Here is a 25,917-nt window from a genome sequence, read left to right on the forward strand (position 1 = left end):
CATGAATGACGGCACTACGCATGAGTGAAGACAAGGCGATCTGGCCTCCGATCGATCCGATTTCGGCCGGCCTGCACGGCCGCTGCCCGCGTTGCGGCGAGGGGCGGCTGTTTTCCGGCTTTCTCACCGTCGGCAAGCGCTGCGTCAATTGCGGCCTCGACTATTCCTACGCCGATGCCGGCGATGGACCGGCCGTGTTCGTCATCCTGATCATCGGCTTCATCATCGTCGGTCTGGCGCTTTGGGTGGAAGTGACGCTGAGCCCGCCGCTCTGGCTGCATCTGCTGATATGGATCCCACTGGCCCTGGTGCTGTGTCTCACGGCGCTTCGGTTGATCAAGGGCGTGCTGCTCACCCTGCAATACAGCAACAAAGCAGCCGAGGGTCGGCTGGATCGCGGCGAATGAGCGAAGCGTCCCTGAAAGACCGCGGCCATTCGCGGCCACGATCGGCACTGTTGTTCGTCCTTGGCCTTGTGTTGTTCTTGATTCTGCTGGCGCTGGGCACCTGGCAGGTCCAGCGCCTGCACTGGAAGGAAGGCCTGCTGCAGACCATCGACCAGCGCACCCATTCGGCGCCACGACCGCTTTCCGAGGTGGAGAAGGAATTCGCCTCGACCGGCGACGTCGACTACACGCCGGTCACTGTCACCGGCACTTTCGTGCATTCCGGCGAGCGGCATTTCTACGCGACCTGGGAAGGGGATGCCGGCTTCAATGTCTATACGCCGCTGGCCCTCGACGATGGTCGTTTCGTCCTGATCAACCGCGGCTTTGTTCCCTACGACCTCAAGAATGCGGCGAAGCGCGCCAAGGGACAGGTAACGGGCAGGGTCACGGTCACCGGGCTTGCCCGCAACCCGCTGCCGGCAAAGCCCTCCATGATGCTTCCCGACAATGATGTGGGGAAGAACATCTTCTACTGGAAGGACCGCGACGTCATGGCCGCGAGCGCCGGCCTGCCGGCTGGGTTCACCTTGGTGCCGATCTTCATCGATGCCGACAAGACGCCAAATCCCGGCGGCCTTCCGGTCGGGGGTGTCACCATCATCGACCTTCCGAACAGCCATCTGCAATATGCCGTCACCTGGTACGGGCTTGCCGCGGCACTCGCCGCGGTGCTTGTCCTCCGGCTTCGCCGGCCCGCGAAAGAGGAATGAACGCAAGCGACGCCTCTCTTTCCACCGACACCCTTGACAGGGCAGGGGTAGGCACCTCATTTCGGCGCTGACCAACCGGCAGGATTTGATGCTTCACACAATCGCCAAGCCTCCTCTGACGATCCGGCTCTGCCAGCCGCGCGGTTTTTGCGCGGGCGTCGACCGTGCCATCCAGATCGTCGTGCTGGCGCTGAAAAAATATGGCGCCCCGGTCTATGTCCGCCACGAAATCGTCCACAACCGCTATGTCGTCGAGGGGCTGCAGAGCCTTGGGGCCGTCTTCATAGAGGAACTTTCCGAAATCCCGGCCGAACATCGGCAGTCGCCGGTCGTCTTCTCCGCGCACGGTGTGCCCAAGTCCGTGCCGGCGGATGCGCAGGCGCGCAACCTGTTCTATCTCGACGCAACCTGTCCGCTGGTCTCCAAGGTCCACAAGCAGGCAATGCGTCACCAGCGGCTTGGCCGCCATGTGCTGTTGATCGGTCATGCTGGGCACCCCGAGGTGATCGGCACAATGGGGCAGTTGCCGGAAGGCGCGGTAACGCTGATCGAGACCGAAGCCGACGCAGCCCGGCTTGTACCGGCCGATCCAAAAGCACTTGGTTTCGTCACCCAGACCACGCTCTCGGTCGAGGATACCGCCGGCATCATCCGCGCGTTGCAGGAGCGCTTTCCGGACCTGCAGGCGCCGGCGGCGGAATCGATCTGCTACGCCACCACCAACCGCCAGGAAGCGGTCAAGGACACCGCCCCGGGTGCTGACCTCTATCTGATCGTCGGCGCCCCCAATTCCTCGAATTCGCGCCGCCTTGTCGAAGTTGCGGAACGGGCAGGTGCCTCGATGTCGCTTCTCGTGCAGCGCGCCGCTGAAATTCCGTGGAATGACATCGGCACCATTTCGACGCTCGGCCTGTCGGCGGGAGCATCGGCGCCGGAGATCATCGTCGACGAGATCATCGACGCGTTCCGCCAGCGTTTCGACGTCACCATCGACCTGGCCGTCACGGCCACCGAAACAGAGGATTTTCCGGTCATGCGGGTACTGCGCGATGTCGAACTGACGCCGGCCGACATGGCCTTCGTCAATGGGACCGCGTGAACGGCCATGGCGGTCTATACCGACGTTGCGGAGGGCGAACTCGGCGCTTTCCTGAAGCACTACCCGGTCGGCGATCTCCTATCCTACAAGGGCATCGCCGAAGGCACCGAGAATTCGAACTTCCTGCTGCACACCTCGAGCGGCTCCTACATCCTGACGCTCTATGAAAAGCGGGTCGAGAAGGCGGATTTGCCGTTTTTCCTCGGGCTAATGGGCCATCTCGCCAGCAAGGGGGTGTCCTGCCCGCTGCCGGTGACCGCGCATGACGGCAGCGTCATCGGCACGCTGGCCGGCCGGCCGGCCGTGATCATCACCTTCCTCGAAGGACTTTCGCTGCGGCGACCGGCCGCAACGCATTGCGCCGAGGTCGGCAAGGCGCTGGCGGCGCTGCACCTGGCCGGCGCCGACTTTCCGATGACGCGTCCGAACGCGCTCGCCCTCGACGGCTGGCGCAAGCTTTGGGATGCGTCTCGCGGCCGCGCCGACGAGGTCGAGCCGGGCCTTGCGGCCGAGGTCGATGCCGACTTTGCCGATTTCGAGCGGAACTGGCCCAAGGGCCTCCCCGAGGGCATCATTCATGCCGATCTGTTCCCGGACAATGTCTTTTTCCTGGGCGAGAAGCTTTCGGGGCTGATCGATTTCTATTTCGCCTGTGACGATCTCTATGCCTATGATGTCGCCACCTGCCTCAACGCCTGGTGTTTCGAGAAGGATTTTTCCTTCAACCTTACCAAGGGCAAGGCACTGCTTGCCGGTTATCAAAGCGTGCGCCCCCTGAGCGATGACGAGAAAGCGGCGCTGCCGATGCTGGCGCGCGGTTCGGCGCTACGCTTCATGCTGACCCGGCTTTACGACTGGCTGACCGTCCCCGATGGCGGACTGGTGATGAAACGCGACCCGTCCGAATATATCCGAAGGATGCGGTTCCATCGGGCGATCAGATTTCCTTCGGAATATGGATTGGCCGAAAACGGGGTGTCATGAGCAAGCAGGTTGAAATCTTTACCGATGGCGCCTGTTCGGGCAATCCCGGCCCCGGCGGCTGGGGCGCCATCCTGCGCTTCAACGGCACCACCAAGGAACTCTTCGGCGGCGAGGCCGAAACCACCAACAACCGCATGGAATTGCTGGCGGCCATTTCGGCGCTGAATGCGTTGAAGGAGCCTTGCACGGTCGAGCTTCATACCGACAGCAAATACGTCATGGACGGAATTTCCAAATGGATCCATGGCTGGAAGAAGAATGGCTGGAAGACCGCCGACAAGAAGCCGGTCAAGAACGGCGAACTCTGGCAGGCGCTGGACGAGGCCAACCGGCGCCACAAGGTCACCTGGAACTGGGTGAAGGGCCATGCCGGCCACATCGAGAACGAGCGCGCCGACGAGCTGGCTAGGGAAGGCATGGCGCCGTTCAAGAAAGGGCCTTTCAGGCCGGTAGTGTCGGCGCCAAAGCCGGATGTCCAGGCAAAGCAGCCGCTGGCCCCGAAGGCGCGTCGTTCGACCCAGAGCTATTGAACTTCTGGCATTCGCTGCGCCCGGCCGACAGGAGAATTTCTGTTATGCCGATCGCCTATTACATCACCCATCCTCAGGTTCAGATCGACGCCAGCGTGCCCGTGCCGGATTGGGGTCTATCCGACATCGGTCGTGCCAGGGCGCATGCAATGCTGAACCAGCCGTGGATCGCATCGATCGGGCGTGTGGTGTCGTCGGGCGAACGCAAGGCCGTTGAAACCGCCGAGGTGCTCGGGCGGCACCTCGACCTTGCGGTGCAGGTGAGGGAACGGATGCATGAGAACGACCGGTCGGCGACGGGTTTCCTGCCGCCTCCGGAGTTCGAGGCGGTCGCCGACCGGTTCTTCGCCAATCCGCACGAAAGCATTCGTGGCTGGGAGCGGGCCATCGACGCACAGCAGCGCATCGTGAGCGAGGTCGAGGCCGTCCTCGGTGCCGGCGGCAGCAACATCGCCCTTGTCGGACATGGCGGTGTCGGTACGCTCCTGCTACTGTCGCTCAGCGGCAGGCAAATCAGCCGCGAAGCCGATCAGCTGGCGGGCGGCGGCAACTATTTCGCCTTCGATACCCACACGCGCCAAATTATTCATGGATGGCGACCGATCGACAGGCTGTCCTGATCGGCGTACCGCAGCCGTACTCGTAGCGCAAGGACAGGCTCTTCTCGCGACATCGCAGTTGCTCGAGGATGTGGATGGGAGTAATATTTCCCACTATCGAGCAATGCAAGAGAGGACGCAGCGTGGCGAACGTTGAAAAAATGAGCGTGGCTGTGACCCCACAACAGGCAGCCCTGATGCGCGAGGCCGTGGAGGCGGGCGAGTATGCCACTGCAAGCGAGATCGTGCGTGAAGCGATGCGGGATTGGCTGGCCAAGCGCGAACTGCGGCATGACGATGTTCGTCGGCTGAGACGGTTGTGGGATGAAGGCAAGGCAAGCGGGAGACCGGAGTCTGTGGATTTCGACGTGTTGCGAAAGGAAGCTCGGCGAGAGCTGACGGAAGCCTCGCGGAATGGCCGTTAGGCTAGTCTGGTCACCCGCGGCCAAGGCTGACCTCATCGACATCTACGTGACGATAGGCAGCGAAAACATACGGGCGGCCGATCGTTACTACGATCAGTTAGAAGCGCGGGCCATGCAGCTGGCAGACCAGCCGCGCATGGGTGTCAGGCGACCGGATATCAGGCCTTCCGCACGAATGCTGGTGGAGGCGCCTTTTGTACTGCTCTACGAAACGATTCCAAACACGGACGATGGCCCAGTGGAGTGGGTTGAAATCGTCCGTGTGGTCGACGGGCGGCGGGATCTGAACAGTCTGTTCTAGCTGTCTACCGGATCAGCAGCGCCGTACCGTAGAGCCCGAGCGCGAACACCGTGTGCGAGACCAGATTGAGGGCGCGGACCCGCATCGGATTCGGCCGCTTCGAGGCCGCCCAGCCGGCGCCCATGCCTGGCGCCAGCAGGAACCAGCCGGCGCCGACGGTAACGATGCCGAGGATGAAGGCCGGCAGGAAGGTCGGCGCGGCCAGCCAGCCCGCGCCCGCCAGCATCACCAGGATTATGCCGTAGGCGATGCCGACGAAGTAATGGAAGGCCCAGCCCAGCGCCTGTTCATACGCGTAGGGCGCCGCATCGCCGATATCGTCGTGAAACACCTTGTCGCGGAGGTGCCAGACCCAGCGCCCGACCGGCCCCCAGTTCGGGCGTGGCTGGCCGAACGCCTTGTGCAGGAAGAAGGCCCAGAGATCCATCAGGACGGTCGCGCCGACGCCGATCGCGACAGCGCGCCAGAAGATGTCAAACATCGTAGGATCCCCCCGAAAACCGGCAATTCTGGAGCGCGGCTGCTTGTCACGCGAGGCCGGCCATTGCGGCCTCGCGTGATTGGCCGTCGAAGTTCAGAGCTGGCCCAGAATATGAGCCGCGCCGGACTCGTCGACGCCGGGTTTGGTCTCGACATTGAGCGCGGTAACCTTGCCGTCGTCGATAATCATCGAAAACCGCTTCGAGCGCAGGCCCATGCCGCCACCGGAATAGTCGGCGTCGAGGCCGACCGCCTTGGCGAAATCGCCATTGCCGTCGGCGAGGAACAGGATCTTGCCTTCGCCGCCGGTGAAGCGCGCCCAGGCGCCCATGACGTGGACGTCGTTGACCGAAACGACGGCGATGGTGTCGACGCCGCGCGCCAGGATCGCGTCATGGTTCTCGAGATAGCCGGGCAGGTGGTTGTTGCTGCAGGTCGGCGTGAAGGCGCCGGGAACGCCGAACAGCACCACTTTCTTGCCCGGAAAAATCTCGGCCGACGTGATCGGCTTGGCGCCGTCCGCGGTCATGGTCTTGAAGGTCGCCTCGGGCAGCTTGTCGCCAACGGAGATGGTCATGAGTTCCTCGCTTGGAATAGGGAAAGACGCGTGCTTGCGTAACGAACTCGGCGGCTTCCTGCAACCATCGCGGCATCAAGGGAAAGGCAGCAACCCTTCGACCGCGCCCGCCGAACTCGTCAACGTGTAGTGAAGCCCGCCGTCGGTCGGCGTCGTCGAAGGGCGATCGAGGATCGGCACGGTGAAGATCAGCTTGCCGTCCTTTTCCGCGCGGGAAGGTGTGCCGAACATATAGTCGCGTTCGCCGGCAACGAAGAAATCCGCTGCCTGCGGATCGCCAGGAAAACTTGCCTCGACAACCAGCGTCTCGTGATCGCCGGGCAGCACCTTGATGCCGAAGTCAGGCTTTGCCGCAGCTGGCAGTGCGGTAAAACTCGCCTTCACCAGCGCCGCGTCGTCGGCATTATCGGGATCGGAAGCGGGGTCGACGCTCAGCCGTGTCTGCACGGGGATGCAGATGGATTCGCAAATGCCGAGAAAGACGTCGGCATCGATGACCGCCGGCTGGTTCGGCGCCGCCAGCGTGAACGTCACGGGCAAGGAAACCGGATAATTGTAACCGGCCCATTTGCCATAGCCATCATCGTGGCGCTGCGGCGCGGGAAAAGACAGTGTCGCATCGGCTATATTGGTGCTGGCCGAAACGTCGAGCTGCGGCGGCACACCTGCATCGCCCGGGTCGCGCCAATAAGTCTTCCAGCCGGGTTTGAGCGCGATATCGAGAACACCGTATATGCGGCCGGCGGCGTCCGGCTTGCCTGATGTCACCAGCCGCACCTTGCCGCCTTCGCTGTTGTACCAGGCGGATGAGGAGGCGCTGGCTGGGAGGGCGGCCGCCAATCCAATGGCGGCGCCGAGCAACAGGATTTTCAAGCTTTGCATGGCGGTGATTTGATCGTCCCTTCGTGGCCGCGCAATGATTTCATGGCCGTGCTGATATCATATTTGCGTGACCTTTGCGGGCAAGCCAAGGCCGGACTCGCAATATGAGCTTTGGTCGAATCCGCTACGGCGCATCTTTTCGGCGCCGGGGAAACGCGTTACCTTCCCTGGCATGGATTTGTTGCGCCACAAAAAGACAGCCGCCGGCCGCGGCTTTCTCGACGATCAGTTCCTGATTGCCATGCCTGGTATGAAGGACGACCGTTTCACGCGCTCGGTCATCTACATCTGCGCCCATAGCGATGAAGGCGCGATGGGCCTGATCATCAACCAGACGCAGCAGATGCTGTTCCCGGACCTTCTGGTACAGCTTGGCATCATGAACGAGCAGGAGGCGATCCGCCTGCCGGCACAGGCGCGCGATTTCGTCGTGCGCAATGGCGGGCCTGTCGACCGCAGCCGGGGCTTCGTCCTGCATTCGGGCGACTACCGTGTGGATTCCTCGCTCACCGTTTCCGACGACATCTGCCTGACCGCGACCGTCGACATACTGCGGGCGATATCGTCAGGACGCGGGCCGCGCCGCGCGCTCATGGCGCTCGGTTATTCCGGCTGGGGCGCCGGCCAGTTGGAAACCGAGATCGCTGAGAACGGCTGGTTGACCTGCCCGGCGACGCCGGAATTGCTGTTCGACGCCGACATCGAACGCAAATACGACCGGATTCTCGCCTCCATCGGCATCGATCTCGCCCATCTCAGCCTGGCCGCCGGGCACGCTTGAGCCTCGTCTTTGCCGGCCAGGGCCCCTTCGCCAGGTAAGGCGCAGCCGGAACGCTGCGCCGTTAGCGCAATCTCATCCCATGGCGGTGCGCGAGAGCTGTTCAGGCTTGGAATTGCGTAAACAGGCGAAACCGCGTGTCCGGCTTGTTATCCGCTATGCCGGCTCATAGCCGTACGCTCCGTCCTCACGCATCACGCGGCCGATGCCCGGCCAGCCAAGGTGCGCTCCGGCGATCCATGTTCCAGCCTCGGCCGCGTCGCGGAAAACCTTCTGGCGCGTTGCGCGTGCGATCGCTTGGTCGTCGTCATAGCCCCAACTCAACGCGGGATTGCCAAACTGCAAGGCCGGCACATGAACGATGTCCCCGAAGAACAGGAAGCGGGCCTCGTTCGTGTCGAAAGCGTAGCCGATGTGACCGGGAGCATGACCCGGCAGGGCAACTGCTCGCAGTCGCTTGGCCACCTGGTCGCCATTCCGCACGGGCTTCAAAATGGATCTGAACCGCGCAAGGTCTGTTTCGGCGAGAAAGCTCTCGACAGCTTCCTCGGCGATTACGATCGCTTTCAAATTCGGAAAGAGCACCCGGTCGTCCCGGGTCAAAAGCCCGTACACATGATCCTGGTGGGCATGGGTGAGAGCCAAGACCGTGATCGAGGCAGGATCGATGCTGGCTTCGGCTAGCGTCTGCTCGAGGCGTCCTGTTGTTGAGGCCCAGCCTCCTCCTCCACTGTCGATCAGAATGCCGTCAACGCCTGGACCTGCGAGGGCAAAGCAATTGACGGACAGGCGGAGCGCCCCTGCCTGCGCGACTTGCGGCACCGGTTTGTCGCGCGGGCCGTGCAGAAGGTCCGCCGGCATCTCGATATAGCCGTCCGAGAGCGACCAGACCCGCCAGGCGCCGGTGGTGCAGCCGAGGACGTTACCGCTGCGGAACGTTACGATCATAGAGTACCTCAATCTGCCGTTGCCGATCAAAGCTAGGACAGAGCCACCTATGAGGATAGGCCTGTTGCACAGCAAGGCCTCATGAGTGATACTCATGAATGATGAGAAGCGAACTGAACGAACTCGCCGCGTTCGCGATGGTCGCCCGGGAACGAAGCTTTACACGAGCCGCGGCAAAACTAGGCGTGTCTCAATCTGCGCTGAGTCACACTATCCGTGGGCTCGAGCAGCGGCTCGAGCTGCGGCTTTTGGCTCGAACGACGAAGAGCGTCGCGCCAACAGCCGCAGGGGCCGCTCTCTTGAAAGACCTGTCTCCGGCGCTTGAGCAAATCGCTGCTGCCCTTGACGGAGCGCGAAGCCTCAGGCGGCGCCCTGCGGGGCGCCTTCGAATTGTGATGTCACGCTCGGCCGCCGTAATGGTGCTGCTGCCACGGCTCGCGGCATTCGCGCAGGCCTACCCCGATATCGTTCTCGACGTTGTCACCACGACAGGCCCTGTAGACCTCGTTGCCGGCGAGTTCGATGCCGGTATCCAGCTCGGCGAGTATATTCAGAAAGACATGATCGCGGTACGCGTCACGCCGGAGTTGCGGCTGGCTGTGGTGGGATCGCCTGGTTATTTCTCATCACGAAGAATCCCGCAAAAGCCGAGGGATCTCAAGGATCATCAATGCATAGCCCTGCGTCTTCCAGGCGGTCCATCTCGGTGGGAGTTCGAGCGGGCGAGAAAGTCGGTCACGATCAACGCCAGCGGCTCGCTCATAATCGACGATACTCACCTGGTGATTGAGGCGGCGCTCGCCGGCGTTGGTCTCGGTCTCGCCTATGAAGAGCAAGTCGCGGAGTATATCGCGGAGCGACGGCTTGTCCGCGTCCTGGAGGAATGGACGCCGCCAATCGCAGGCTTTTTCCTGTATTATCCCAGTCGTCAGCTTCAGCCAGCGGCGCTGTCAGCATTGGTCAATGCGCTGCGACTCTCGCAACAATAGTGATGCATGTCGTTGTTCCGGAACCGAGGACACTTCCGGGTGACATGCATTAGGCCTGCGTGAGCGGATACTGCTCCTTCAGCGTCTTCAGCACCTGGTCGCCTGGCATCGGCGCGCCGAACATGAAGCTCTGGACATATTCGCATCCCATCTGGCGCAGCTCCAACGCATCGCGCTCGTCCGATATGCCCTCGGCGACCACCGAAAGGCCGAGCTCATGCGCCATGTTGACCATGGATTTGAGCAACACCGCGCGTTTTGGCGTGCTGTCGTCGACGAAGCTCTTGTCGATCTTGATGGTGTCGAACGGGAACCGCGTCAGATAGGCGAGCGATGAATAGCCGGTGCCGAAATCGTCCAGCGACAGGCCGATGCCGAGCTGCTTGAGCTTGGTCAGCACATGGGCCGTCTGCTCGGGATTGTCCATGACCAGCGACTCGGTCAGTTCGAGCCGGAAGCAGCGCGGCTTCAAATTGGCGCGCGCGATCACGGAACGCACGTCGCTGACCAGGTCGCGGCGGATGAGCTGGCGGCTGGACAGGTTGACCGACACCGACAGCGGCGCGTCGCCGATCTGCTTTTGCCATCCTGCCAGATCCTCAGCCGCCTGCTGCATGGCAAACAGCCCAAGCTGCACGATCAGCCCGCAGCTTTCCGCGACCGGGATGAAATCGGCCGGCGGGATCATGCCGCGGCGCGGATGGTCCCAGCGCAGCAGGGCCTCGAAGCCGGCGACGCTGCCATCCTCGAGCCGCACGATCGGCTGGTAGGCCAGCGTGAATTCGCGCCGCTCGATGGCGCGCCGCAGATCGGATTCGAACTGCAGGCGATCGGTGCCGACGGTGCGGAACGCCGGGCGGAACGGCTCGATCCTGTCGCCGCCGAAACGCTTGGCCTGGTGCATGGCGAGCTCGGCGTCCTTGACCATGTCCTCGGCCGAGGTTTGCGCCGAGGTCCAGGTGATCAGGCCGATCGAGGCGGTCAGCACGATTTCGCGCTTGGCAAAGGTGATCGGATTGTTGATCGCATGCTTGATCGCATCGGCCACGCCGGCGATGCGGGCAGGGTCCTGCTCGGACAAAAGCATCAGGGCGAACTGGTCGCCGGCGAAGCGCGACAGCGAATCCTTCGGCTTGAGCAGCCGGTGCAGGCGGCGCGCTATGGTGAGCAGGATGGTGTCGCCGGCCGAGATGCCGAGCCCGTCATTGACCTGCTTGAAGCGGTCGATATCGATGACGAAGACGGTCGGCCGCACCTTCTCTTCGGTGCGGGCGATCGAAATGATCGCCTCCAGCCGGTTCATGAACAATTCGCGGTTCGGCAGGCCGGTCAGATTGTCGTGCACGGCGTCGTGCAGCAGCCGTTCCTCGGATTTCTTCTGTTCGGTGACGTCGACCATGGTACCGACGCAGCGGATCACCTCGCCGTCCGATCCGATGACGGGTCGCGCGCGCAGGGCAAACCAGTGATAGTGCCCATCGGCGCCACGCAGGCGGAAATTCTGCGACACCCGGCCGCGGCGATGTTCCAGTACCACGTCGAGCGTGGTGCGGAATGTGTCGCGGTCGTCGGCATGCAACACCGGCAGCCAGTTGCGGGCGGCACCACCCAGGCTGTTGGGCGCAAGGCCGAGCTGGATGCTGACGTCGGGTTTGGTCACCACGCGGTCGCGCAGCACGTCCCAATCCCACACCGTATCGCCCGATCCCGCGACCGCCAGCGCCTGCCGCTCGAGGTCGGAGAATAGCCCCTGATGCAGCGCACCGCCAGCAAAGGCGTGCTGCATGACGGTGAAGCCGATCAGCAGGATGATCAGGATCAAGCCGCCGCCAAGTGCCGGCTGGGCGATGTCGTTATCGAGCATGCCGGTGATCGCCATCCACGATCCGCATAACCACAACAGCACCATGACCCAGCTGGGCACCAGCATAATCGCTCGGTCATAACCACGAATACCGAGGAAGATGATCAAGCCGAGCCCGGTCAGTGCGGTCGCGGCAAACGAGATGCGGGCGATGCCGGCGGCGACCGCCGGATCGACGATTGCGACACCGGCGATCAAGAGCAGCCCCAGAATCCAGACCAGGGCGCCGTAGCTGAAATGGCCGTGCCATCGGTTGAGGTTGAGATAGGCAAACAGGAACACCACGAAGGTCGCTGCCAGCGCCACCTCGGTGCCGGCCCGCCACATCTGCTCGTTGCCTGGCGAGATCTCGATGACCTTGTTGAGGAAGCCGAAATCGACACAGATATAGGCAAGCACCGCCCAGGCGAGGGCCGCCGTCGCCGGGAACATCGACGTCCCCTTGACCACGAACAGGATGGTCAGGAACAGCGCCAGAAGGCCGGCGATACCGATGACGATGCCGCGAAACAGCGTGTAGGAATTGACCGAATCCTTGTAGGATTCCGGATCCCAGAGGTAGACCTGTGGCAGCTTCGGCGAGGCGAGTTCGGCGATGAAGGTGATCACCGTGCCGGGGTTCAGCGTCACCCGGAACACGTCGGCGTCGGGGCTGGTCTGGCGGTCGAGCGCGAAGCCTTCGCTGGGCGTGATGGCGGCGATGCGCGTAGAACCCAGATCCGGCCAGAAGATGCCGGAATTGACCAGCCGGAAGTGCGGCGCCACGATCAGCCGGTCGAGTTGCTGGTCGGTGGTGTTGGCGAGCGCGAAGACAGCCCAGTCGCCGGTCGAGCGGGCATCGTTGGCTTCGACCTCGATCCGCCGCACGATGCCGTCCGGCCCGGGCGCGGTCGACACCTGGAAGTTCTCACCCTGGTTGCGGTAGATTTCGACGGCGCGCGAAAGATCGAGCGCGACATCGTCGCGGGCGATCTTGATCGGTTCTACGGCAAAGGCCGACGAAGCCGCGCACAGCGTCAGCATCGTCGCCAGAAGAAAGGCGAACAGCGGCCCGTTTCGCAGGGAATTCGTCAAAAATCAGTCCTTCGTTCCAGCGCCCGGCGGATCGTCGGCGATCCGGGCGTAGAGGTAGTGATCCTGCCAGATGCCGTTGATCCTGAGATAGGATCGCAGAAGTCCTTCGCGCCGGAATCCGGCTTTTTCAAGCACGCGGATCGACCTGATATTGTCGGGAATACAGGCGGCTTCGATCCGGTGCAACCTCAGCGTATCGAAGGCGAAGCGGGCCACCACCTTGACCGCGTCTGTCATCAGCCCGCGGCCGCCGAAGCGCTCGCCGATCCAGTAGCCGACATGGCCGCTTTGCGAGACGCCGTGGCGTATGTTGCCGAGCGTGATGCCGCCCGCGAGCTTGCCGCTCGACTTCTCGAAGATGAAGAAGGCGATCGCGGTTCCCTGTGCGTAGTCCTCGCGATAGCGGCTGATGCGCAGGCGCCATGCCGTGCGGTCGAGTTCGTCCGGGGTCCAGCGCGGCTCCCATGGCTCCAGGAACGCCCGGCTTTCGCCGCGCACCGCCGACCACTCGCGGTAGTCGTTGGTGAACGGCACGCGCAGCGTGACGAGGTTGCCCTTCAGTGCCGGCAGGTCACGGCGAAAGAAAGGGAGCGCGAACACGGCGCTTGGGACTTAGACGGCGAGCCTGCGGGCCGTGGTCTGCGTGCCCGGAAGCGAATCGAGGATCGCCTCGTATGGTGCCAGCGTACCCACGGGCCCGACAGCGGTAAGCGTCGGCTTGGTCGAGAACATCCGCGACGACAGGTCGGTAAGGCGCTCGATCGTCAGCGCCGCCAGGCGCTCCATCAGCTCTTCCTTCGCGATTGGCCTGCCGAAAAGGAGTAGTTGCCGCGCGATCTGCGAGGCGCGGCTGGCCGGGCTTTCGGCCGACATGATCAGCCCGGCACGATATTGGGCGCGCGCACGGTCGAGCTCTTCCTGCAGGATGCTCTCGCCGGCCTTCTGCAACTCGTCGATGATGACAGGCACCAGCTTGGCGATGTCGCTCTGCCCCGTCGCGGCGTGAACGCCGAATATGCCCGTATCGGAAAAGCCCCAGTGGAAGGCGTAGACCGAGTAACAGAGGCCGCGTTTTTCGCGGACCTCCTGGAACAGACGCGATGACATGCCGCCGCCGAGGATCATCGACAGCACCTGCGACGCGTAGAAATCCCGCACATGGTAGGCGCGGCCCTCGAAGCCCAGCACGATCTGCGCGTCCATCAGGTCGCGGTCCTCGCGGAAGTCGCCGCCGACATATTGCGCGTATTGCGGGATGGTGCTGTCGGCCTTGCTGCGGAAACCGCCGAGCCGGTTTTCGACCTCGCGCACGAACTTGTCGTGCTTGATGTCGCCTGCGGCCACGATCACCATGCGCTCGGCGCCATACTGGCGTTCGATGAAATCGTGCAACTGCTTGGAGGTGAAGGATTTTACCGTTTCGGGCGTACCCAGGATCGAGCGGCCGATGGTCTGGTGGCGAAAGGCCGTCTCGGTGAAACGGTCGAAGACGATGTCGTCGGGCGTGTCGTGCGCGGCGCCGATCTCCTGCAGGATGACGTGCTGCTCGCGCTCAAGTTCCTGCGGGTCGAATTCGGACTCCTGCAGGATGTCGGACAGGATATCGACGGCCAGCGGCACATCGTCGGAGAGCACCCTGGCGTAGTAGGACGTGGTCTCGACGCTGGTGGCCGCATTGATCTCGCCGCCGACGTCCTCGATTTCCGAGGCGATCTCGAAGGCGCTTCGCCGCTTCGTCCCCTTGAACGCCATGTGCTCGAGCAGATGGGCCATGCCGTGCTCGTCTTCGCGTTCATTGCGGGCACCCGACTTGACCCAGGCACCCAAGGCAACCGATTCGATACTTGGAAGGGTTTCGGTGGCGACTGTCAGGCCGTTCGACAGACGGCTTACCTCAACACCCATATGGCTCGTACTCCCTAACGCGCCGCCCGCGCGCGGCGACTGACGTAATCTTCCACCATTTTGAGGTCGGATGGAAGTACCGTGTATTTTTCCTCGAATGTCATCAATCCCCCTAGCCATGCGGGCAGGGCGGGCGAGACACCGCTGGCGGCTTCGACGGCGGCCGGGAATTTCGCCGGATGGGCGGTGCCGAGCACCACCATCGGCACGGCGCCCGCAGCCCTGGCCGCCGCCACATGCATGGCTGCCGCCGTATGTGGATCGAGCAGATAGTTGCTGTTTGCCAGCGTCGAGCGGATGGTGGCGGCGACCTCGTCCATATCGGCGCGGCCGGCGTCGAATTCGGTTCGCATACCGGCGATTTCCGCGGCTTCGATGGTGAAGGCGCCCGACTGCTTGAGGCCGGCCATGTAGCGCCGCACCGTTGCGGCGTCGCGGTTTGACGCCTCGAAAAGCAGGCGTTCGAAGTTCGACGAAACCTGGATGTCCATCGACGGCGAGGTGGTCGCAAAGACCCCTTTGGTCCGGTATTCGCCGGTCGCGAAGGTGCGTGCCAATATGTCGTTGTCGTTGGTGGCGATGACCAGCCGGTCGATGGGAAGGCCCATCTTCTTGGCGGCGTAGCCGGCGAAGATATCGCCGAAATTGCCGGTCGGCACGGTGAAGGAGACCGGCCTGTCCGGCGCGCCGAGCGACAATGCCGAGGAGAAATAATAGACGATCTGGGCCATGATGCGTGCCCAGTTGATCGAATTGACCCCCGACAGCGACACCTGGTCGCGGAAGCCGTGATCGTTGAACATGTCCTTCAGCAGGCCCTGACAGTCGTCGAAATTGCCCTCGATCGCCAGCGCATGGACATTTTCAGCCTTCGACGTCGTCATCTGCCGCTGCTGCACCGGCGAGACGCGGCCATGCGGAAAAAGGATGAAGATGTCGGTGCGGCTGCGCCCGGCAAAGGCGTCTATGGCCGCGCCACCCGTATCGCCCGACGTGGCGCCGACGATGGTGGCGTGCTGGTCGCGTTCGGCAAGCACATGGTCCATCAGCCGGGCAAGCAACTGCATCGCCACGTCCTTGAACGCCAGTGTCGGCCCATGAAAGAGTTCGAGGACAAAAGTGTTGGCGCCGGTCTGCACCAGCGGGCAGACGGCCTCATGGCGGAAGGTGGCATAGGCTTCGCGGACCAGGCGCTCGAAGACCGGCGCGGCGATCTCGCCGCCCAGGAACGGCATCAGCACGCGTATGGCCAGGTCGGGATAGGCGAGGCCGCGCATGGCTCGGATCTCGGATGGCGAGAAATGCGGCCATTCGCGCGGCACGTAGAGGCCGCCATCGCGCGCCAGGCCCGCCAGGATGGCGTCGGAAAATCCAAGCGCGGGCGCTTCACCGCGGGTGCTCACATAATGCATGTCACAGATCCGTTTGCCGCCTGTTTTTCCGTTCACCACAAGGTGGTTAATTTCTGCACCGGCTCTAGTCGCATTTTTGCCGCGCGGTTGATATACGTCACCAGCTTTGCGAGAGGGAAGTGCAGTTTCATGGCGTTTCGTATATCAAGTGGTCGCTTTTTGGCGGGTCTTGCGCTCACCGGCTTTATGCTTGCCGCCGCGGGCTGCCAATCAGGCGACAATGGCATCCTGAACCTCGGTTTCGGCAAGAAGGATCCGACGGCGCCACCCCCGCCGCAGGACCCCAAGGTGCTGGCCAGCCAGCTGAACGCCTATTGCCCAAGGGTGACGGTGCGCGACGGCACGGCCTTCTTCAATACCTATGTCAACGAGGTGCAGAAGCCCAAGCCGAAGCTCAAAAAGACCGGCGATGCCGCTGCGGATGCCGCGGCCCAGGCCGCCGCTGACGCCGCTGCTGCTACGCCGCCCGACGATTCGGCGAGGATCATTTATCAGGCGTCGATCAGCGACGTGACCCGCGATTGCAGCCGTGCCGACGGACAACTGACGATGAAGATCGCGGTTGCCGGCAAGATCGTGCCAGGACCGAAATTCACGCCCGGCACCATCACCATGCCGATCCGCACCGCGGTCATGCATGGCACTGACGTGCTTTATTCGCAGATCCACCAGTATCAGGTTCAAGTGACCGATCCCTCGGTCGCGACCCAGTTTGTCTTCACCGATTCCAATGTGGTCGTACCGGCGCCGACGGCGCAGGACTATCAAGCCTATGCCGGTTACGACGAAACCGCGCCGAAGGCGACGACCGACAAGCCGAGGAAGAAGACCCACAGGAAGAAGACGGCCGCGACGAACTAGGCGGCTGTCGGCCTGGCGTGCCTCCAGCCGGACGCACGCATCTCAGGCATCCGCCGACCACTCCGACAGAGCGGCAATGACACTCTTCAGTTCCGCCCAGCGGCGGATCACCGTCTCGGCACCGGCCTCTGTCAAGGCGTCGGCATGGCCGGGATAGCTGTGGCTGGCGCCCGTAAAGCCGATCACGCGCATGCCGGCGGCCTTGGCGCCGGTGACGCCGTGCACGGAATCCTCGATGACGAAGGTGTTCGCCGGGTTGACGCCGAGCTTTTCGGCGGCATGCAGGAACACGTCTGGAGCCGGCTTGGTCTTTCCGGTCGGCGTTTCCATCGCCGAGAAGATGCGCCCGGCGAAGAACGGCAACAGATGCACCTTCTCCAGCATGAACTCGATCCGCTCCGAACGTGAGTTGGAGCAGACGCAGCGTTGCGACGTGACCGAGGCGACCGCTTCGCGCACGCCTTCGATGGCGCGCACGTCGCTGCGCAGTTTGCGGTCGACCAGTTCCTCGGCGCGGTCGATCAGCGACACCTGGAACGGGATTTTGGACTTCTCCTCAATTCGTATCAGTATGTCCTTGAAGGTCAGGCCGGCATAGGTCTCGGCAATCTCCTCCGCCGAGATTTCGTATCCGGCCAGGGTTATCAGTTCAGCTTCGACCCGCGCGGCGATGATTTCGGAATCGACGAGCACGCCGTCGCAATCGAAGATGACAAGATCTGGCTGGGGCATGGTGATCCGAACGATGGAGGGTGGAGGAATGGCCGCTCAGGGCTCAAGCGGCGCGGCATACACCAATGGACACGGCTTCGCAAACTCCTCCACGGCATCGATAAAGCTTCACCGAATATTTACGCTGATCGGTAACCATAACGGGCAGTAAACAGTAACGCGTGCCTTGGGTGTAAAAATGTCAGCCGTGCGTCTTCTCGACGAGCTCTCCCACGCTCCCCAGCAATCCGAATGGCTGGACACGATCCTGAAAGGCGACTGCGTCGCGGCGCTCGACCGCCTGCCGGAAAAGTCGATCGACGTCATCTTTGCCGATCCGCCCTACAATCTGCAGCTCGACGGCGACCTGCACCGTCCCGACCAGTCCAAGGTCGATGCGGTCGACGACGACTGGGACCAGTTCGAGAGCTTCGAAGCCTATGACGCTTTCACCCGCGCCTGGCTGCTGGCGGCACGCCGCGTGCTGAAGCCCAACGGCACCATCTGGGTCATTGGCTCCTATCACAACATCTTCCGCGTCGGGGCCAAGATGCAGGATCTCGGCTTCTGGATTCTCAACGACGTGGTCTGGCGCAAGACCAATCCGATGCCGAATTTTCGCGGCCGCCGCTTCCAGAACGCGCATGAGACGATGATCTGGGCTTCGCGTGACCAGAAGGGCAAGGGCTATACCTTCAACTACGAAGCGCTGAAGGCGTCGAACGACGATATCCAGATGCGCTCCGACTGGCTGTTCCCGATCTGCACCGGCGGCGAGCGCCTGAAGAATGAGAATGGCGACAAGCTGCATCCGACTCAAAAGCCCGAGGCGCTGCTTGCCCGTATCATGATGGCCTCGACCAAGCCGGGTGACGTCGTGCTCGACCCGTTCTTCGGCTCCGGTACGACAGGCGCGGTTGCCAAGCGCCTCGGCCGTCACTTCGTCGGCATCGAGCGCGAGCAGGCCTATATCGACGCCGCCAATGAGCGCATCGACGCGGTGCGGCCACTCGACGAGGCGGATCTCACCGTGCTCACCGGCAAGCGCGCGGAGCCGCGCGTCGCCTTCGTCAGCCTGATCGACACCGGGCTGATGACGCCCGGCGCCACGCTCTATGACGCCAAGAAGCGCTGGGCCGCCAAGGTTCGCGCCGATGGGACCGTCGCGATCGGCGACAGTGCCGGCTCGATCCACAAGATCGGCGCCGAGGTGCAGGGATTGGACGCCTGCAACGGCTGGACCTTCTGGCATTATGAGCGCAGCGGCGGGCTTACCCCCATCGACGAACTGCGCCGCATCGCCCGGCTTGGCATGGAACGGGCAGGGGGCTGAGCTCTGCCGCCTGCCTCATATTTATTGATTCAAATGCTCAACGGATCGTCGCAAGCGATGGAGATCACGTCCTGATCCCCAATCGCTCAAGGTCTGCTTTAAGCGTGCTGGCATCGGTGAACAGCACCGCTTGCCAGCCGGCGGCCTTGGCGCCGTCGACATTTTTCTGGCTGTCGTCGATGAACAGCGTCGCCGATGGCTCGAGGCCGAACGCGGCCACGTGATGGTCGTAGATGCTACGATCCGGTTTGATCTTGCCAATCTCGCCCGAGATGGTGACGCCGCGCGGACGATCGAGGAAATCGAAGCGTTCGCGCGCTTCGGCCAGCGTGTCGGAAGCAAAGTTGGTCAGCATCGTCACATCGTGGCCGCTGTCGATCAGGCCGAGCATGATGGTGACACTGTCGTCATAGGCATGCGGCACCATCTCGTGCCAGTGGCGACGGAAATTGCGGATGTTTTCGGCGTGCTCGGGGTGCTCCGCGATCAGCAGCGCTTCGGCCTCTTCCCACGTCCGGCCGCGATCCTGCTCTATGTTCCAGTCATGCGTGCAGATATTGTCGAAGAACCACTTTCTCTCTTCGTCGTCGGGAATGAGGCGGCTGAAGGGAATGTTCGGATCGTAATGGATCAGCACCTTGCCGATGTCGAAAACGATGTGGCGGATTTCAGTCATGGGGCCTCTTTGCACTCAATGGCGACGGTTTTTTCGTCGCGCCGGGTATCGCAGCCTCGATTGCCTTTTTCATGACGGTGGGCAGCGCCTCGCCTGAAATCTCATGGGCGGGCGACCAGAAATACCCTGCCAGGGCATCACCTTTGATGTGGGCGCAAAAGACTTCGAGTTCGAGCGCGAAATGGGTGAACACATGCGCGATTGTCCCGGCGCGCCGCCAGTCGCCGGTAAAGGGCGCTGCCGCCTCTGTGGTGGCTCCGTCCACCCGCGCCGTCCAGGCGGTGGTCGGCACTTCCGTCATGCCGCCGAGCAGCCCTTTCTCAGGCCGCTTGCGCAAAAGAATGGCACCGTCGTCGCGCATGGCAACGAAAGCAGCCCCCCGCCGCAGCGGCTTGTCGGCCTTCGGCAGCCGCACCGGGAAATTTTCGGGATCTCCTGAAACAACGGCGCTGCAGTCCTCGCGCAGCGGGCACAGCATGCAGCGCGGCCGGCGCGGAGTGCATATCGTGGCGCCGAGATCCATCATCGCCTGGGCAAAGTCGCCGGGCCTTGTCGCCGGCATCATGCGCTCGACATGGACCCGTATCTCGGCCTTGGCTTCGCTGAGCGCGGTCGTGATCGAAAACAGCCGTGAGATGACGCGTTCGACATTGCCGTCGACGACGGCGGCGTGGCGGTCGAAGGCGATGGCCGTTATTGCCGCCGATGTATAGGCGCCGATCCCCGGCAATTCTCGAAGTCCGATCTCGGTGTCTGGAAACCGCCCGCCGCGTGCCGCCACCAGATCGGCGCAGGCCTTGAGGTTGCGGGCGCGGGAGTAGTAGCCGAGCCCCGCCCAGGCTTTCATCACATCCTCCGTCGGCGCCGCGGCCAGCGCTTCGACATCGGGCCATTTCTCGACAAAGGCGAGGAAATACGATTTCACCGCTTCGACGGTGGTCTGCTGCAGCATCACCTCCGACAGCCAGATACGGTAGGGATCGGGCCGCACACCGCGTGCATGCTCGCGCGGCGTCACGCGCCACGGCAATTCGCGATGATGCGCGTCATACCAGGCGAGCAGGCGCGACGCCGTATCATCCGAGATGGCCTTGCTGGTCTGGGCCTTGCGGGTCTGGTCTGCTGGTGCCATTGATCTTGCGTTGGCCTGGCCGGTATCTGCTGGGTCGTGGCTGGAGAACGCACATGGCAGGGAAAAGGCGCTTCGGCAATCCCGTTCCGGTGAGCGATCTCGCCACCGACATCCTCGACCCGGTGCTGCGCAAGCGGGCAGGCATCTCGATCGGTCTGGTCCAGTCGTGGGAAGAGATTGCCGGACCGCGCCTGGCCATCCACTCGCGGCCCGAAAAGATCCAGTGGCCGCGCCGCCTGCACGAGGATGATCCGTTCGAGCCGGCCGTACTGGTCATCGCCTGCGAAGGCATGGCCGCGCTTCATCTGCAGCATGAGACCGGCGAGATCATCAACCGGGTGAACGCCTTCCTGGGTTTCAGGGCGATAGGCCGCATCAGGATCGTGCAGAAGCCGATAAGCTCGGGAAGAGCCCGGCCCAAACCCACCCTCAGGGCGTTGAGCGCGGCCGAAAAGGCGAAATTGTCCGATACTGTCGGGCTTATAGAGGATGACGGGCTGCGCGCCTCGCTGGAACGGCTGGGGGCGACCATTCTGGGCGCAAGGAAAGCCTAGACGGCTGCAATGACCCCAGGGACTATCCCGAGGCCGTCTGGCCAAGGGCGAAGTGGAACGGTTACAGTTGCCCCGGTCGGCCCAAACGGAGACGATCCCCTTGGTTCTGATTGGAAACGGTCATAGGTTTGTCGTTAATCTCGCGCATTCGTGATCGCCCTTGTCAGGTTTCACGATTGGATTGGGGACAGGGATGCCTTAATTCGCGCCAACTCTCGCCTTTTCGTGCCTTTGCATTGCAAAATCCAACCCTTATCAGGTGATTCGTATGAGCCGTCCCCCGTTTGGCCAAAGCTTCTCTCGCAGAAACGTCCTGACATCGCTGGCCGCCATCCCGGCGGTGGCCCTGCTCGCCGCCTGCAGTGATTCCGGCGAAGAGGCGAAGGCCGCGGATGTCAAACCCGCGAATCCGGCAACGCCCGCAAAGCCGGCCACGCCCGCCGCGGTCCAGGTACCGGAAGCGCAGGGCACCGTCGACATGACCGAACTGATGAAGCCGGGCGCGCTGCCCGACAAGCAGCTCGGCAAGGATGACGCCAAGGTCACCATCGTCGAATACGCCTCGATGACCTGCCCGCACTGCGCGCATTTCGCCGAGACCACCTTTCCGGATTTGAAGGCCAAGTACATCGATACCGGCAAGGCGCGCTACATCCTGCGCGAATTCCCATTCGATCCGAGCGCCGAAGCCGGTTTCATGCTGGCGCGTTGCGCCAAGGATAACTATTTCCCGATGGTCGACGTGCTGTTCAGGCAGCAGGCGAACTGGGTCGGCGTGTCGAACACCAAGGAAGCGCTGCTGCAAATTTCCAAGCTTGCCGGTTTTACACAGGAGTCCTTCGAGGCCTGCTTGACGGACCAGAAACTTCTGGACGATGTGAGATCGGTCCAGAAGCGTGGCGCCAATGAATTCAAGGTCGACTCGACGCCGACCTTCTTCATCAACGGTAAGACCTACAAAGGGGCGATGTCGATTGAGGAAATGTCGGCCATCATCGACCCTCTGCTCTGACATCGGCTCAGTGCTGAAGCGGCAGCGCTCCGGCGCTGCTTGCCTCTCTATCCGTTCGCGCGCTCTGCGCCCTATCGCAAAACCTCGGTACACTCTTGCCGAACCGGTGTATGAGGCGCGCGAATGAAGTTTTCGCGCCTCCGCCTCCTTGGTTTCAAGTCCTTCGTCGAACCCGGCGAGTTCGTCATCGAACGCGGCCTGACCGGCATTGTCGGGCCGAACGGCTGCGGCAAGTCGAACCTTGTCGAGGCGCTGCGCTGGGTGATGGGCGAAAGCTCCTACAAGAACATGCGCGCGTCCGGCATGGACGACGTCATCTTTTCCGGCTCGGGCACCCGTCCCGCCCGCAACACCGCCGAAGTCACGCTTTTCCTGGACAACAGCGACCGCTCGGCTCCATCCGCCTTCAACGATGCCGACGAACTGCAGGTGTCGCGCCGCATCGAGCGCGAGGCCGGCTCGCTCTACCGCATCAACGGCAAGGAAGCGCGCGCCAAGGACGTGCAGCTTCTGTTCGCCGACCAGTCGACCGGCGCGCGCTCGCCCTCGATGGTCGGGCAAGGCCGTATCGGCGAACTGATCCAGGCCAAGCCGCAGGCCCGTCGCGCCCTGCTCGAAGAAGCGGCCGGCATTTCCGGCCTGCACACCCGTCGCCACGAGGCGGAATTGCGGCTTAAGGCGGCCGAGCAGAACCTCGAACGCCTGGACGATGTCGTGGGCGAGCTGGAAAGCCAGATCGAAAGCCTCAAGCGCCAGGCGCGCCAGGCTTCCCGCTTCAAGAACCTGTCGGCCGACATCCGCAAGGCCGAAGCAACGCTCTTGCACCTGCGCTGGACGCTGGCCAAGACACAGGAAGGCGAGGCGCGTTCGGCGCTGGCCACGGCAACGGCGCTCGTCGGCGACCGCGCCGCCACGCAGATGAACGCGGCCAAGGAGCAAGGCATCTCCGCCCATCGCCTGCCTGACCTGCGCGACGCGGAAGCCGCGGCTGCCGCGGCTTTCCAGCGCCTGTCGATCGCCAGGTCGCAGATCGAGGAAGAAGCTGGCCGTATCCGCAACCGGCAGGCCGAACTCGAACGTCGGCTGCAGCAGCTCGACGGCGACATTGCCCGCGAAGAGCGGATGGTGCGCGACAATGCCGACGTTCTCGAGCGCCTGCGTGCGGAAGAGGCCACGCTGAACTCCGAAAACGCCGGTGCCGCCGAGCGTGAGGCCACCACCCGCGCTGTATTCGAACAGGCCGCCTCGACGCTTGCGCAAAGCGAAGCCAAACTTGCCGCGCTGACCGCCGAGCGCGCCGAGGCCGCCGCCTCGCGCCACCAGATCGAACGGACTTTGCGCGAAACCGCGGAGCGTCGCGACCGCTTCGCCCGCCAACTCGCCGACGTCGACCGCGAATTGTCGGACATCCTCTCCAAGGTCGCCGGCTTGCCGGATCCGGCCGAGAAGCAGGTACTGGTCGAGCAGGCGATGGCATTGCTGGAGGAGTCCGAGGCGGCGGTGGAGCAGGCTGAACAGTCGGTCATCGACGGCCGTGGCGCTGAAAGCGCTGCCCGCCCGCCGCTTCAGGACGCCAAGGCGGAGCTGGCGCGGATCGAAACCGAAGCGCGCACGCTGGCCAAGATCCTGAACGCGGCCAGCGGCGATCTCTTCCCTTCGGTGCTGGAGCAGATCAGCGTCGAGCGCGGCTTCGAGACGGCACTGGGGGCCGCCCTTGGCGAAGACCTCGACGTGCCGCTCGACCGCAGTGCACCGGCGCATTGGGGCGAAAGCGAAATCCAGCCCGGTGATGCCGCGCTTCCGGAAGGGATCAAGAGCCTTGCCAGCGTGGTTCGCGCGCCGGCGCAACTAGCCCGACGTCTTGCGCAGATCGGTATCGTCGAGGCCGCTGACGGCCGCCGGATGCAGGGGTTTCTGGCTCCAGGCCAGCGCCTGGTCAGCCGCCAGGGTGCGCTGTGGCGCTGGGACGGCCTGACCGCCAGCGCCGATGCGCCGACCGCCGCGGCACAAAGGCTGGCACAGAAGAACCGGCTTGCCGAACTCGATGCCGAAGCGGTGCAGGCGACGCTTGTGCTGCGCCAGGCCGAGGAAGCGCTAGCGCAGGCCGAGCAGGCGCTCCGCCAGGCAAGCGAAGCCGAACGCAACACGCGCCAGGCGGGACGTGAGGCCCAGCACCGGCTGGACGCCGCCCGCAATGCGCTGGCCGAGGCGGAAAAGGCCGGCGGTGAACTATCGAGCCGGCGTGCCGCGCTGGACGAGGCGCGCGCCCGCATCGTCGACAGCCATGAGGAGACGTCAGCGGCTTTCGTCGAGGCCGAGATGCTGCTGCAGGATGCGCCCGACCTCGGCGACCTGCAATTGCAGCTCGAACAGTCCTCGGCCAATGTCTCGCGCGACCGCGCCGCGCTTGCAGACGCGCGCGCCGTCCACGAGGGCTTGCGGCGAGAAGCCGAGGCACGCACACGCCGGCTTGACGCCATAGGTGCCGAACGCAGCAACTGGCTGGAGCGCGCCGAAAACGCTTCGACGCAGATCGCGTCGCTTGCCGAACGCAAGGCAGAGGCCGAAGCCGAGCGCGAACGGCTGGCCGATGCGCCCGACGAGATCGACGCCAAGCGGCGTGCGCTGCTGTCGCAGCTCACCGAGGCCGAAACCTTGCGCAAGGCGGCAGCCGACCGGTTGCAGGAGGCGGAGAACAGGCAGGCCGAACTGGACAAGGCGGCCACATCAGCCATCCAGTCGCTGGCCGAAGCGCGCGAAACCCGCGCCCGTGCCGAGGAACGGCTGACGGCGGCCGACGAACGCCGGCTGGAGGTCGAGGCGCGCATCCAGGAAACGTTGAACACGCCGCCGCATCTGGTCATTCGCCACACCGGCCTGGAAGCCGACGATCCGATGCCCGAAATGCCCGAGATCGAACGCCAGTTGGATCGGCTGAAGGTCGAGCGCGAGCGGCTCGGCGCCGTCAATCTGCGCGCCGAGGAAGAGCAGAGGGAGCTTTCCGAGCGCCTGGAGGCGATCGTTTCCGAGCGCGAGGACATTATCGAAGCGATCCGCAAGCTCAGGCAAGCGATCCAGAGCCTCAATCGTGAAGGCCGCGAACGGCTGCTGGCCGCCTTCGATGTCGTCAACAGCCACTTTCAGCGACTGTTCTCGCATCTGTTCGGTGGCGGCACGGCGGAATTGCAGTTGATCGAATCCGAGGATCCGCTGGAGGCGGGCCTGGAAATTCTTGCCCGCCCGCCGGGCAAGAAGCCGCAGACCATGACGCTGCTGTCGGGCGGCGAGCAGGCGCTGACGGCGATGTCGCTGATCTTCGCCGTCTTCCTGACCAACCCGGCACCGATCTGCGTGCTCGACGAAGTCGATGCGCCGCTCGACGATCACAATGTCGAGCGCTTCTGCAATCTCATGGACGAGATGGCCAAGACCACCGAGACGCGTTTCGTCATCATCACCCATAATCCCATCACCATGGCCCGCATGGACCGGCTGTTCGGCGTGACCATGGCCGAGCAGGGCGTCAGCCAGCTTGTCTCTGTCGATTTGCAGGCGGCAGAGGCGATGCGCGAGGCGAGTTGACGCGTCCGGCAGCCATCGGCGGACCGCTTAGGTTTTCTGATCGTGTCCGT

At 63.4% G+C, this 25,917-nt stretch carries 26 protein-coding genes; 15 read left to right on the forward strand and 11 right to left on the reverse strand.

Annotated elements, in window-relative coordinates:
* Positions 1 to 20: 20 nt before the first annotated feature.
* From LB571_RS16170 to LB571_RS16205, 8 genes are all read left to right on the forward strand, one after another.
* Positions 21 to 407 carry a DUF983 domain-containing protein gene (locus LB571_RS16170; RefSeq protein WP_015318791.1) on the forward strand — a complete coding sequence of 129 codons (387 nt, stop codon included), beginning with the start codon at positions 21 to 23 and terminating at the stop codon, positions 405 to 407.
* Positions 404 to 1,159 (forward strand): SURF1 family protein, encoded by a 756-nt coding sequence (locus LB571_RS16175; protein WP_181763123.1) that lies wholly within the window; start codon positions 404 to 406, stop codon positions 1,157 to 1,159. Before LB571_RS16170 ends, LB571_RS16175 begins: the two co-directional genes overlap by 4 nt.
* Positions 1,160 to 1,247: 88 nt before the next feature.
* Positions 1,248 to 2,258, forward strand: a complete 1,011-nt coding sequence (gene ispH / locus LB571_RS16180) for a 4-hydroxy-3-methylbut-2-enyl diphosphate reductase (protein ID WP_015318789.1) — start codon at positions 1,248 to 1,250, stop codon at positions 2,256 to 2,258.
* A 6-nt stretch (positions 2,259 to 2,264) separates the two neighbouring features.
* Complete coding sequence (locus LB571_RS16185; RefSeq protein WP_140714996.1) at positions 2,265 to 3,242, forward strand: homoserine kinase; 978 nt, start codon at positions 2,265 to 2,267, stop codon at positions 3,240 to 3,242.
* The gene (gene rnhA / locus LB571_RS16190) at positions 3,239 to 3,772 is read left to right on the forward strand and encodes a ribonuclease HI (protein ID WP_015318787.1); all 534 of its coding nucleotides are present in this window, start codon (positions 3,239 to 3,241) and stop codon (positions 3,770 to 3,772) included. Before LB571_RS16185 ends, rnhA begins: the two co-directional genes overlap by 4 nt.
* Positions 3,773 to 3,816: 44 nt before the next feature.
* Positions 3,817 to 4,392, forward strand: a complete 576-nt coding sequence (locus LB571_RS16195; RefSeq protein ID WP_015318786.1) for a histidine phosphatase family protein — start codon at positions 3,817 to 3,819, stop codon at positions 4,390 to 4,392.
* A 122-nt stretch (positions 4,393 to 4,514) separates the two neighbouring features.
* Entirely contained in the window at positions 4,515 to 4,796 is a 282-nt protein-coding gene (locus LB571_RS16200) for a type II toxin-antitoxin system ParD family antitoxin (protein WP_140714993.1), read from the forward strand.
* A complete protein-coding gene (locus tag LB571_RS16205) occupies positions 4,786 to 5,097 on the forward strand; it encodes a type II toxin-antitoxin system RelE/ParE family toxin (RefSeq protein WP_015318784.1) in 312 nt (103 codons plus the stop codon). Before LB571_RS16200 ends, LB571_RS16205 begins: the two co-directional genes overlap by 11 nt.
* A gap of 4 nt (positions 5,098 to 5,101) precedes the next feature.
* Here LB571_RS16205 and LB571_RS16210 read toward each other — a convergent pair whose 3' ends face one another.
* The 3 genes from LB571_RS16210 to LB571_RS16220 all read right to left on the reverse strand — a co-directional run bounded on the left by LB571_RS16210 (position 5,102) and on the right by LB571_RS16220 (position 7,036).
* The gene (locus tag LB571_RS16210) at positions 5,102 to 5,578 is read right to left on the reverse strand and encodes a DUF2938 domain-containing protein (RefSeq protein WP_140617286.1); all 477 of its coding nucleotides are present in this window, start codon (positions 5,576 to 5,578) and stop codon (positions 5,102 to 5,104) included.
* Between the two features lie 93 nt (positions 5,579 to 5,671).
* Positions 5,672 to 6,154 carry a peroxiredoxin gene (locus tag LB571_RS16215; protein ID WP_015318782.1) on the reverse strand — a complete coding sequence of 161 codons (483 nt, stop codon included), beginning with the start codon at positions 6,152 to 6,154 and terminating at the stop codon, positions 5,672 to 5,674.
* A gap of 75 nt (positions 6,155 to 6,229) precedes the next feature.
* The gene (locus LB571_RS16220) at positions 6,230 to 7,036 is read right to left on the reverse strand and encodes a protein-disulfide reductase DsbD domain-containing protein (protein WP_224595877.1); all 807 of its coding nucleotides are present in this window, start codon (positions 7,034 to 7,036) and stop codon (positions 6,230 to 6,232) included.
* Between the two features lie 172 nt (positions 7,037 to 7,208).
* On the opposite strand from LB571_RS16220, the gene LB571_RS16225 reads away from it, so the two are divergent.
* Positions 7,209 to 7,817 (forward strand): YqgE/AlgH family protein, encoded by a 609-nt coding sequence (locus LB571_RS16225; RefSeq protein WP_015318780.1) that lies wholly within the window; start codon positions 7,209 to 7,211, stop codon positions 7,815 to 7,817.
* A gap of 153 nt (positions 7,818 to 7,970) precedes the next feature.
* Here LB571_RS16225 and LB571_RS16230 read toward each other — a convergent pair whose 3' ends face one another.
* On the reverse strand, positions 7,971 to 8,762 hold the full coding sequence (locus LB571_RS16230; RefSeq protein WP_224595881.1) for an MBL fold metallo-hydrolase: 792 nt from the start codon (positions 8,760 to 8,762) through the stop codon (positions 7,971 to 7,973).
* Between the two features lie 98 nt (positions 8,763 to 8,860).
* On the opposite strand from LB571_RS16230, the gene LB571_RS16235 reads away from it, so the two are divergent.
* The gene (locus tag LB571_RS16235) at positions 8,861 to 9,751 is read left to right on the forward strand and encodes a LysR family transcriptional regulator (RefSeq protein ID WP_224595884.1); all 891 of its coding nucleotides are present in this window, start codon (positions 8,861 to 8,863) and stop codon (positions 9,749 to 9,751) included.
* A 49-nt stretch (positions 9,752 to 9,800) separates the two neighbouring features.
* On the opposite strand, the gene LB571_RS16240 is transcribed toward LB571_RS16235, so the two are convergent.
* The 4 genes from LB571_RS16240 to thrC are packed head-to-tail and all read right to left on the reverse strand — an operon-like array spanning position 9,801 to position 16,006.
* Entirely contained in the window at positions 9,801 to 12,689 is a 2,889-nt protein-coding gene (locus LB571_RS16240) for an EAL domain-containing protein (RefSeq protein WP_140617282.1), read from the reverse strand.
* Between the two features lie 3 nt (positions 12,690 to 12,692).
* Entirely contained in the window at positions 12,693 to 13,289 is a 597-nt protein-coding gene (locus tag LB571_RS16245; RefSeq protein ID WP_140661409.1) for a GNAT family N-acetyltransferase, read from the reverse strand.
* A 12-nt stretch (positions 13,290 to 13,301) separates the two neighbouring features.
* Positions 13,302 to 14,594 (reverse strand): M16 family metallopeptidase, encoded by a 1,293-nt coding sequence (locus tag LB571_RS16250; protein WP_140617280.1) that lies wholly within the window; start codon positions 14,592 to 14,594, stop codon positions 13,302 to 13,304.
* Positions 14,595 to 14,608: 14 nt separating this feature from the next.
* On the reverse strand, positions 14,609 to 16,006 hold the full coding sequence (gene thrC, locus LB571_RS16255) for a threonine synthase (RefSeq protein ID WP_140823317.1): 1,398 nt from the start codon (positions 16,004 to 16,006) through the stop codon (positions 14,609 to 14,611).
* 129 nt (positions 16,007 to 16,135) lie between these two features.
* On the opposite strand from thrC, the gene LB571_RS16260 reads away from it, so the two are divergent.
* Positions 16,136 to 16,867 carry a hypothetical protein gene (locus tag LB571_RS16260; RefSeq protein ID WP_140661407.1) on the forward strand — a complete coding sequence of 244 codons (732 nt, stop codon included), beginning with the start codon at positions 16,136 to 16,138 and terminating at the stop codon, positions 16,865 to 16,867.
* A 42-nt stretch (positions 16,868 to 16,909) separates the two neighbouring features.
* Here LB571_RS16260 and LB571_RS16265 read toward each other — a convergent pair whose 3' ends face one another.
* Entirely contained in the window at positions 16,910 to 17,599 is a 690-nt protein-coding gene (locus tag LB571_RS16265; RefSeq protein WP_140617277.1) for an HAD family hydrolase, read from the reverse strand.
* A 178-nt stretch (positions 17,600 to 17,777) separates the two neighbouring features.
* On the opposite strand from LB571_RS16265, the gene LB571_RS16270 reads away from it, so the two are divergent.
* Positions 17,778 to 18,911, forward strand: a complete 1,134-nt coding sequence (locus tag LB571_RS16270) for a site-specific DNA-methyltransferase (protein WP_140617276.1) — start codon at positions 17,778 to 17,780, stop codon at positions 18,909 to 18,911.
* A gap of 64 nt (positions 18,912 to 18,975) precedes the next feature.
* Here LB571_RS16270 and LB571_RS16275 read toward each other — a convergent pair whose 3' ends face one another.
* A complete protein-coding gene (locus LB571_RS16275) occupies positions 18,976 to 19,587 on the reverse strand; it encodes an HAD family hydrolase (RefSeq protein ID WP_224595887.1) in 612 nt (203 codons plus the stop codon).
* On the reverse strand, positions 19,580 to 20,719 hold the full coding sequence (gene mutY, locus LB571_RS16280) for an A/G-specific adenine glycosylase (protein ID WP_224595890.1): 1,140 nt from the start codon (positions 20,717 to 20,719) through the stop codon (positions 19,580 to 19,582). The genes LB571_RS16275 and mutY overlap by 8 nt, the downstream gene beginning before the upstream one ends.
* A gap of 53 nt (positions 20,720 to 20,772) precedes the next feature.
* Between mutY and LB571_RS16285 the strand changes: the two genes are divergently transcribed.
* The 3 genes from LB571_RS16285 (at position 20,773) to smc (ending at position 25,867) form a co-directional block, all read left to right on the forward strand.
* Positions 20,773 to 21,273 carry a DUF721 domain-containing protein gene (locus LB571_RS16285; RefSeq protein WP_140878153.1) on the forward strand — a complete coding sequence of 167 codons (501 nt, stop codon included), beginning with the start codon at positions 20,773 to 20,775 and terminating at the stop codon, positions 21,271 to 21,273.
* 268 nt (positions 21,274 to 21,541) lie between these two features.
* A complete protein-coding gene (locus tag LB571_RS16290; protein WP_015318767.1) occupies positions 21,542 to 22,285 on the forward strand; it encodes a DsbA family protein in 744 nt (247 codons plus the stop codon).
* A 123-nt stretch (positions 22,286 to 22,408) separates the two neighbouring features.
* Positions 22,409 to 25,867 (forward strand): chromosome segregation protein SMC, encoded by a 3,459-nt coding sequence (gene smc / locus LB571_RS16295; RefSeq protein ID WP_224595913.1) that lies wholly within the window; start codon positions 22,409 to 22,411, stop codon positions 25,865 to 25,867.
* Positions 25,868 to 25,917: the final 50 nt, after the last annotated feature.

It is taken from the genome of Mesorhizobium sp. BR1-1-4 (assembly GCF_020165375.1).
Taxonomy (GTDB): domain Bacteria; phylum Pseudomonadota; class Alphaproteobacteria; order Rhizobiales; family Rhizobiaceae; genus Mesorhizobium; species Mesorhizobium australicum.

Bases quoted from the DNA above. Each gene is read 5' to 3' on its own strand.
- LB571_RS16170 (WP_015318791.1), top strand. From the start codon at position 21: ATGAGTGAAGACAAGGCGATCTGGCCTCCGATCGATCCGATTTCGGCC.
- LB571_RS16175 (WP_181763123.1), top strand. From the start codon at position 404: ATGAGCGAAGCGTCCCTGAAAGACCGCGGCCATTCGCGGCCACGATCG.
- ispH (WP_015318789.1), top strand. From the start codon at position 1,248: ATGCTTCACACAATCGCCAAGCCTCCTCTGACGATCCGGCTCTGCCAG.
- LB571_RS16185 (WP_140714996.1), top strand. From the start codon at position 2,265: ATGGCGGTCTATACCGACGTTGCGGAGGGCGAACTCGGCGCTTTCCTG.
- rnhA (WP_015318787.1), top strand. From the start codon at position 3,239: ATGAGCAAGCAGGTTGAAATCTTTACCGATGGCGCCTGTTCGGGCAAT.
- LB571_RS16195 (WP_015318786.1), top strand. From the start codon at position 3,817: ATGCCGATCGCCTATTACATCACCCATCCTCAGGTTCAGATCGACGCC.
- LB571_RS16205 (WP_015318784.1), top strand. From the start codon at position 4,786: ATGGCCGTTAGGCTAGTCTGGTCACCCGCGGCCAAGGCTGACCTCATC.
- LB571_RS16210 (WP_140617286.1), bottom strand. From the start codon at position 5,578: ATGTTTGACATCTTCTGGCGCGCTGTCGCGATCGGCGTCGGCGCGACC.
- LB571_RS16215 (WP_015318782.1), bottom strand. From the start codon at position 6,154: ATGACCATCTCCGTTGGCGACAAGCTGCCCGAGGCGACCTTCAAGACC.
- LB571_RS16220 (WP_224595877.1), bottom strand. From the start codon at position 7,036: ATGCAAAGCTTGAAAATCCTGTTGCTCGGCGCCGCCATTGGATTGGCG.
- LB571_RS16225 (WP_015318780.1), top strand. From the start codon at position 7,209: ATGGATTTGTTGCGCCACAAAAAGACAGCCGCCGGCCGCGGCTTTCTC.
- LB571_RS16230 (WP_224595881.1), bottom strand. From the start codon at position 8,762: ATGATCGTAACGTTCCGCAGCGGTAACGTCCTCGGCTGCACCACCGGC.
- LB571_RS16235 (WP_224595884.1), top strand. From the start codon at position 8,861: ATGATGAGAAGCGAACTGAACGAACTCGCCGCGTTCGCGATGGTCGCC.
- LB571_RS16250 (WP_140617280.1), bottom strand. From the start codon at position 14,594: ATGGGTGTTGAGGTAAGCCGTCTGTCGAACGGCCTGACAGTCGCCACC.
- thrC (WP_140823317.1), bottom strand. From the start codon at position 16,006: ATGCATTATGTGAGCACCCGCGGTGAAGCGCCCGCGCTTGGATTTTCC.
- LB571_RS16260 (WP_140661407.1), top strand. From the start codon at position 16,136: ATGGCGTTTCGTATATCAAGTGGTCGCTTTTTGGCGGGTCTTGCGCTC.
- LB571_RS16265 (WP_140617277.1), bottom strand. From the start codon at position 17,599: ATGCCCCAGCCAGATCTTGTCATCTTCGATTGCGACGGCGTGCTCGTC.
- LB571_RS16270 (WP_140617276.1), top strand. From the start codon at position 17,778: ATGTCAGCCGTGCGTCTTCTCGACGAGCTCTCCCACGCTCCCCAGCAA.
- LB571_RS16275 (WP_224595887.1), bottom strand. From the start codon at position 19,587: ATGACTGAAATCCGCCACATCGTTTTCGACATCGGCAAGGTGCTGATC.
- mutY (WP_224595890.1), bottom strand. From the start codon at position 20,719: ATGGCACCAGCAGACCAGACCCGCAAGGCCCAGACCAGCAAGGCCATC.
- LB571_RS16285 (WP_140878153.1), top strand. From the start codon at position 20,773: ATGGCAGGGAAAAGGCGCTTCGGCAATCCCGTTCCGGTGAGCGATCTC.
- LB571_RS16290 (WP_015318767.1), top strand. From the start codon at position 21,542: ATGAGCCGTCCCCCGTTTGGCCAAAGCTTCTCTCGCAGAAACGTCCTG.
- smc (WP_224595913.1), top strand. From the start codon at position 22,409: ATGAAGTTTTCGCGCCTCCGCCTCCTTGGTTTCAAGTCCTTCGTCGAA.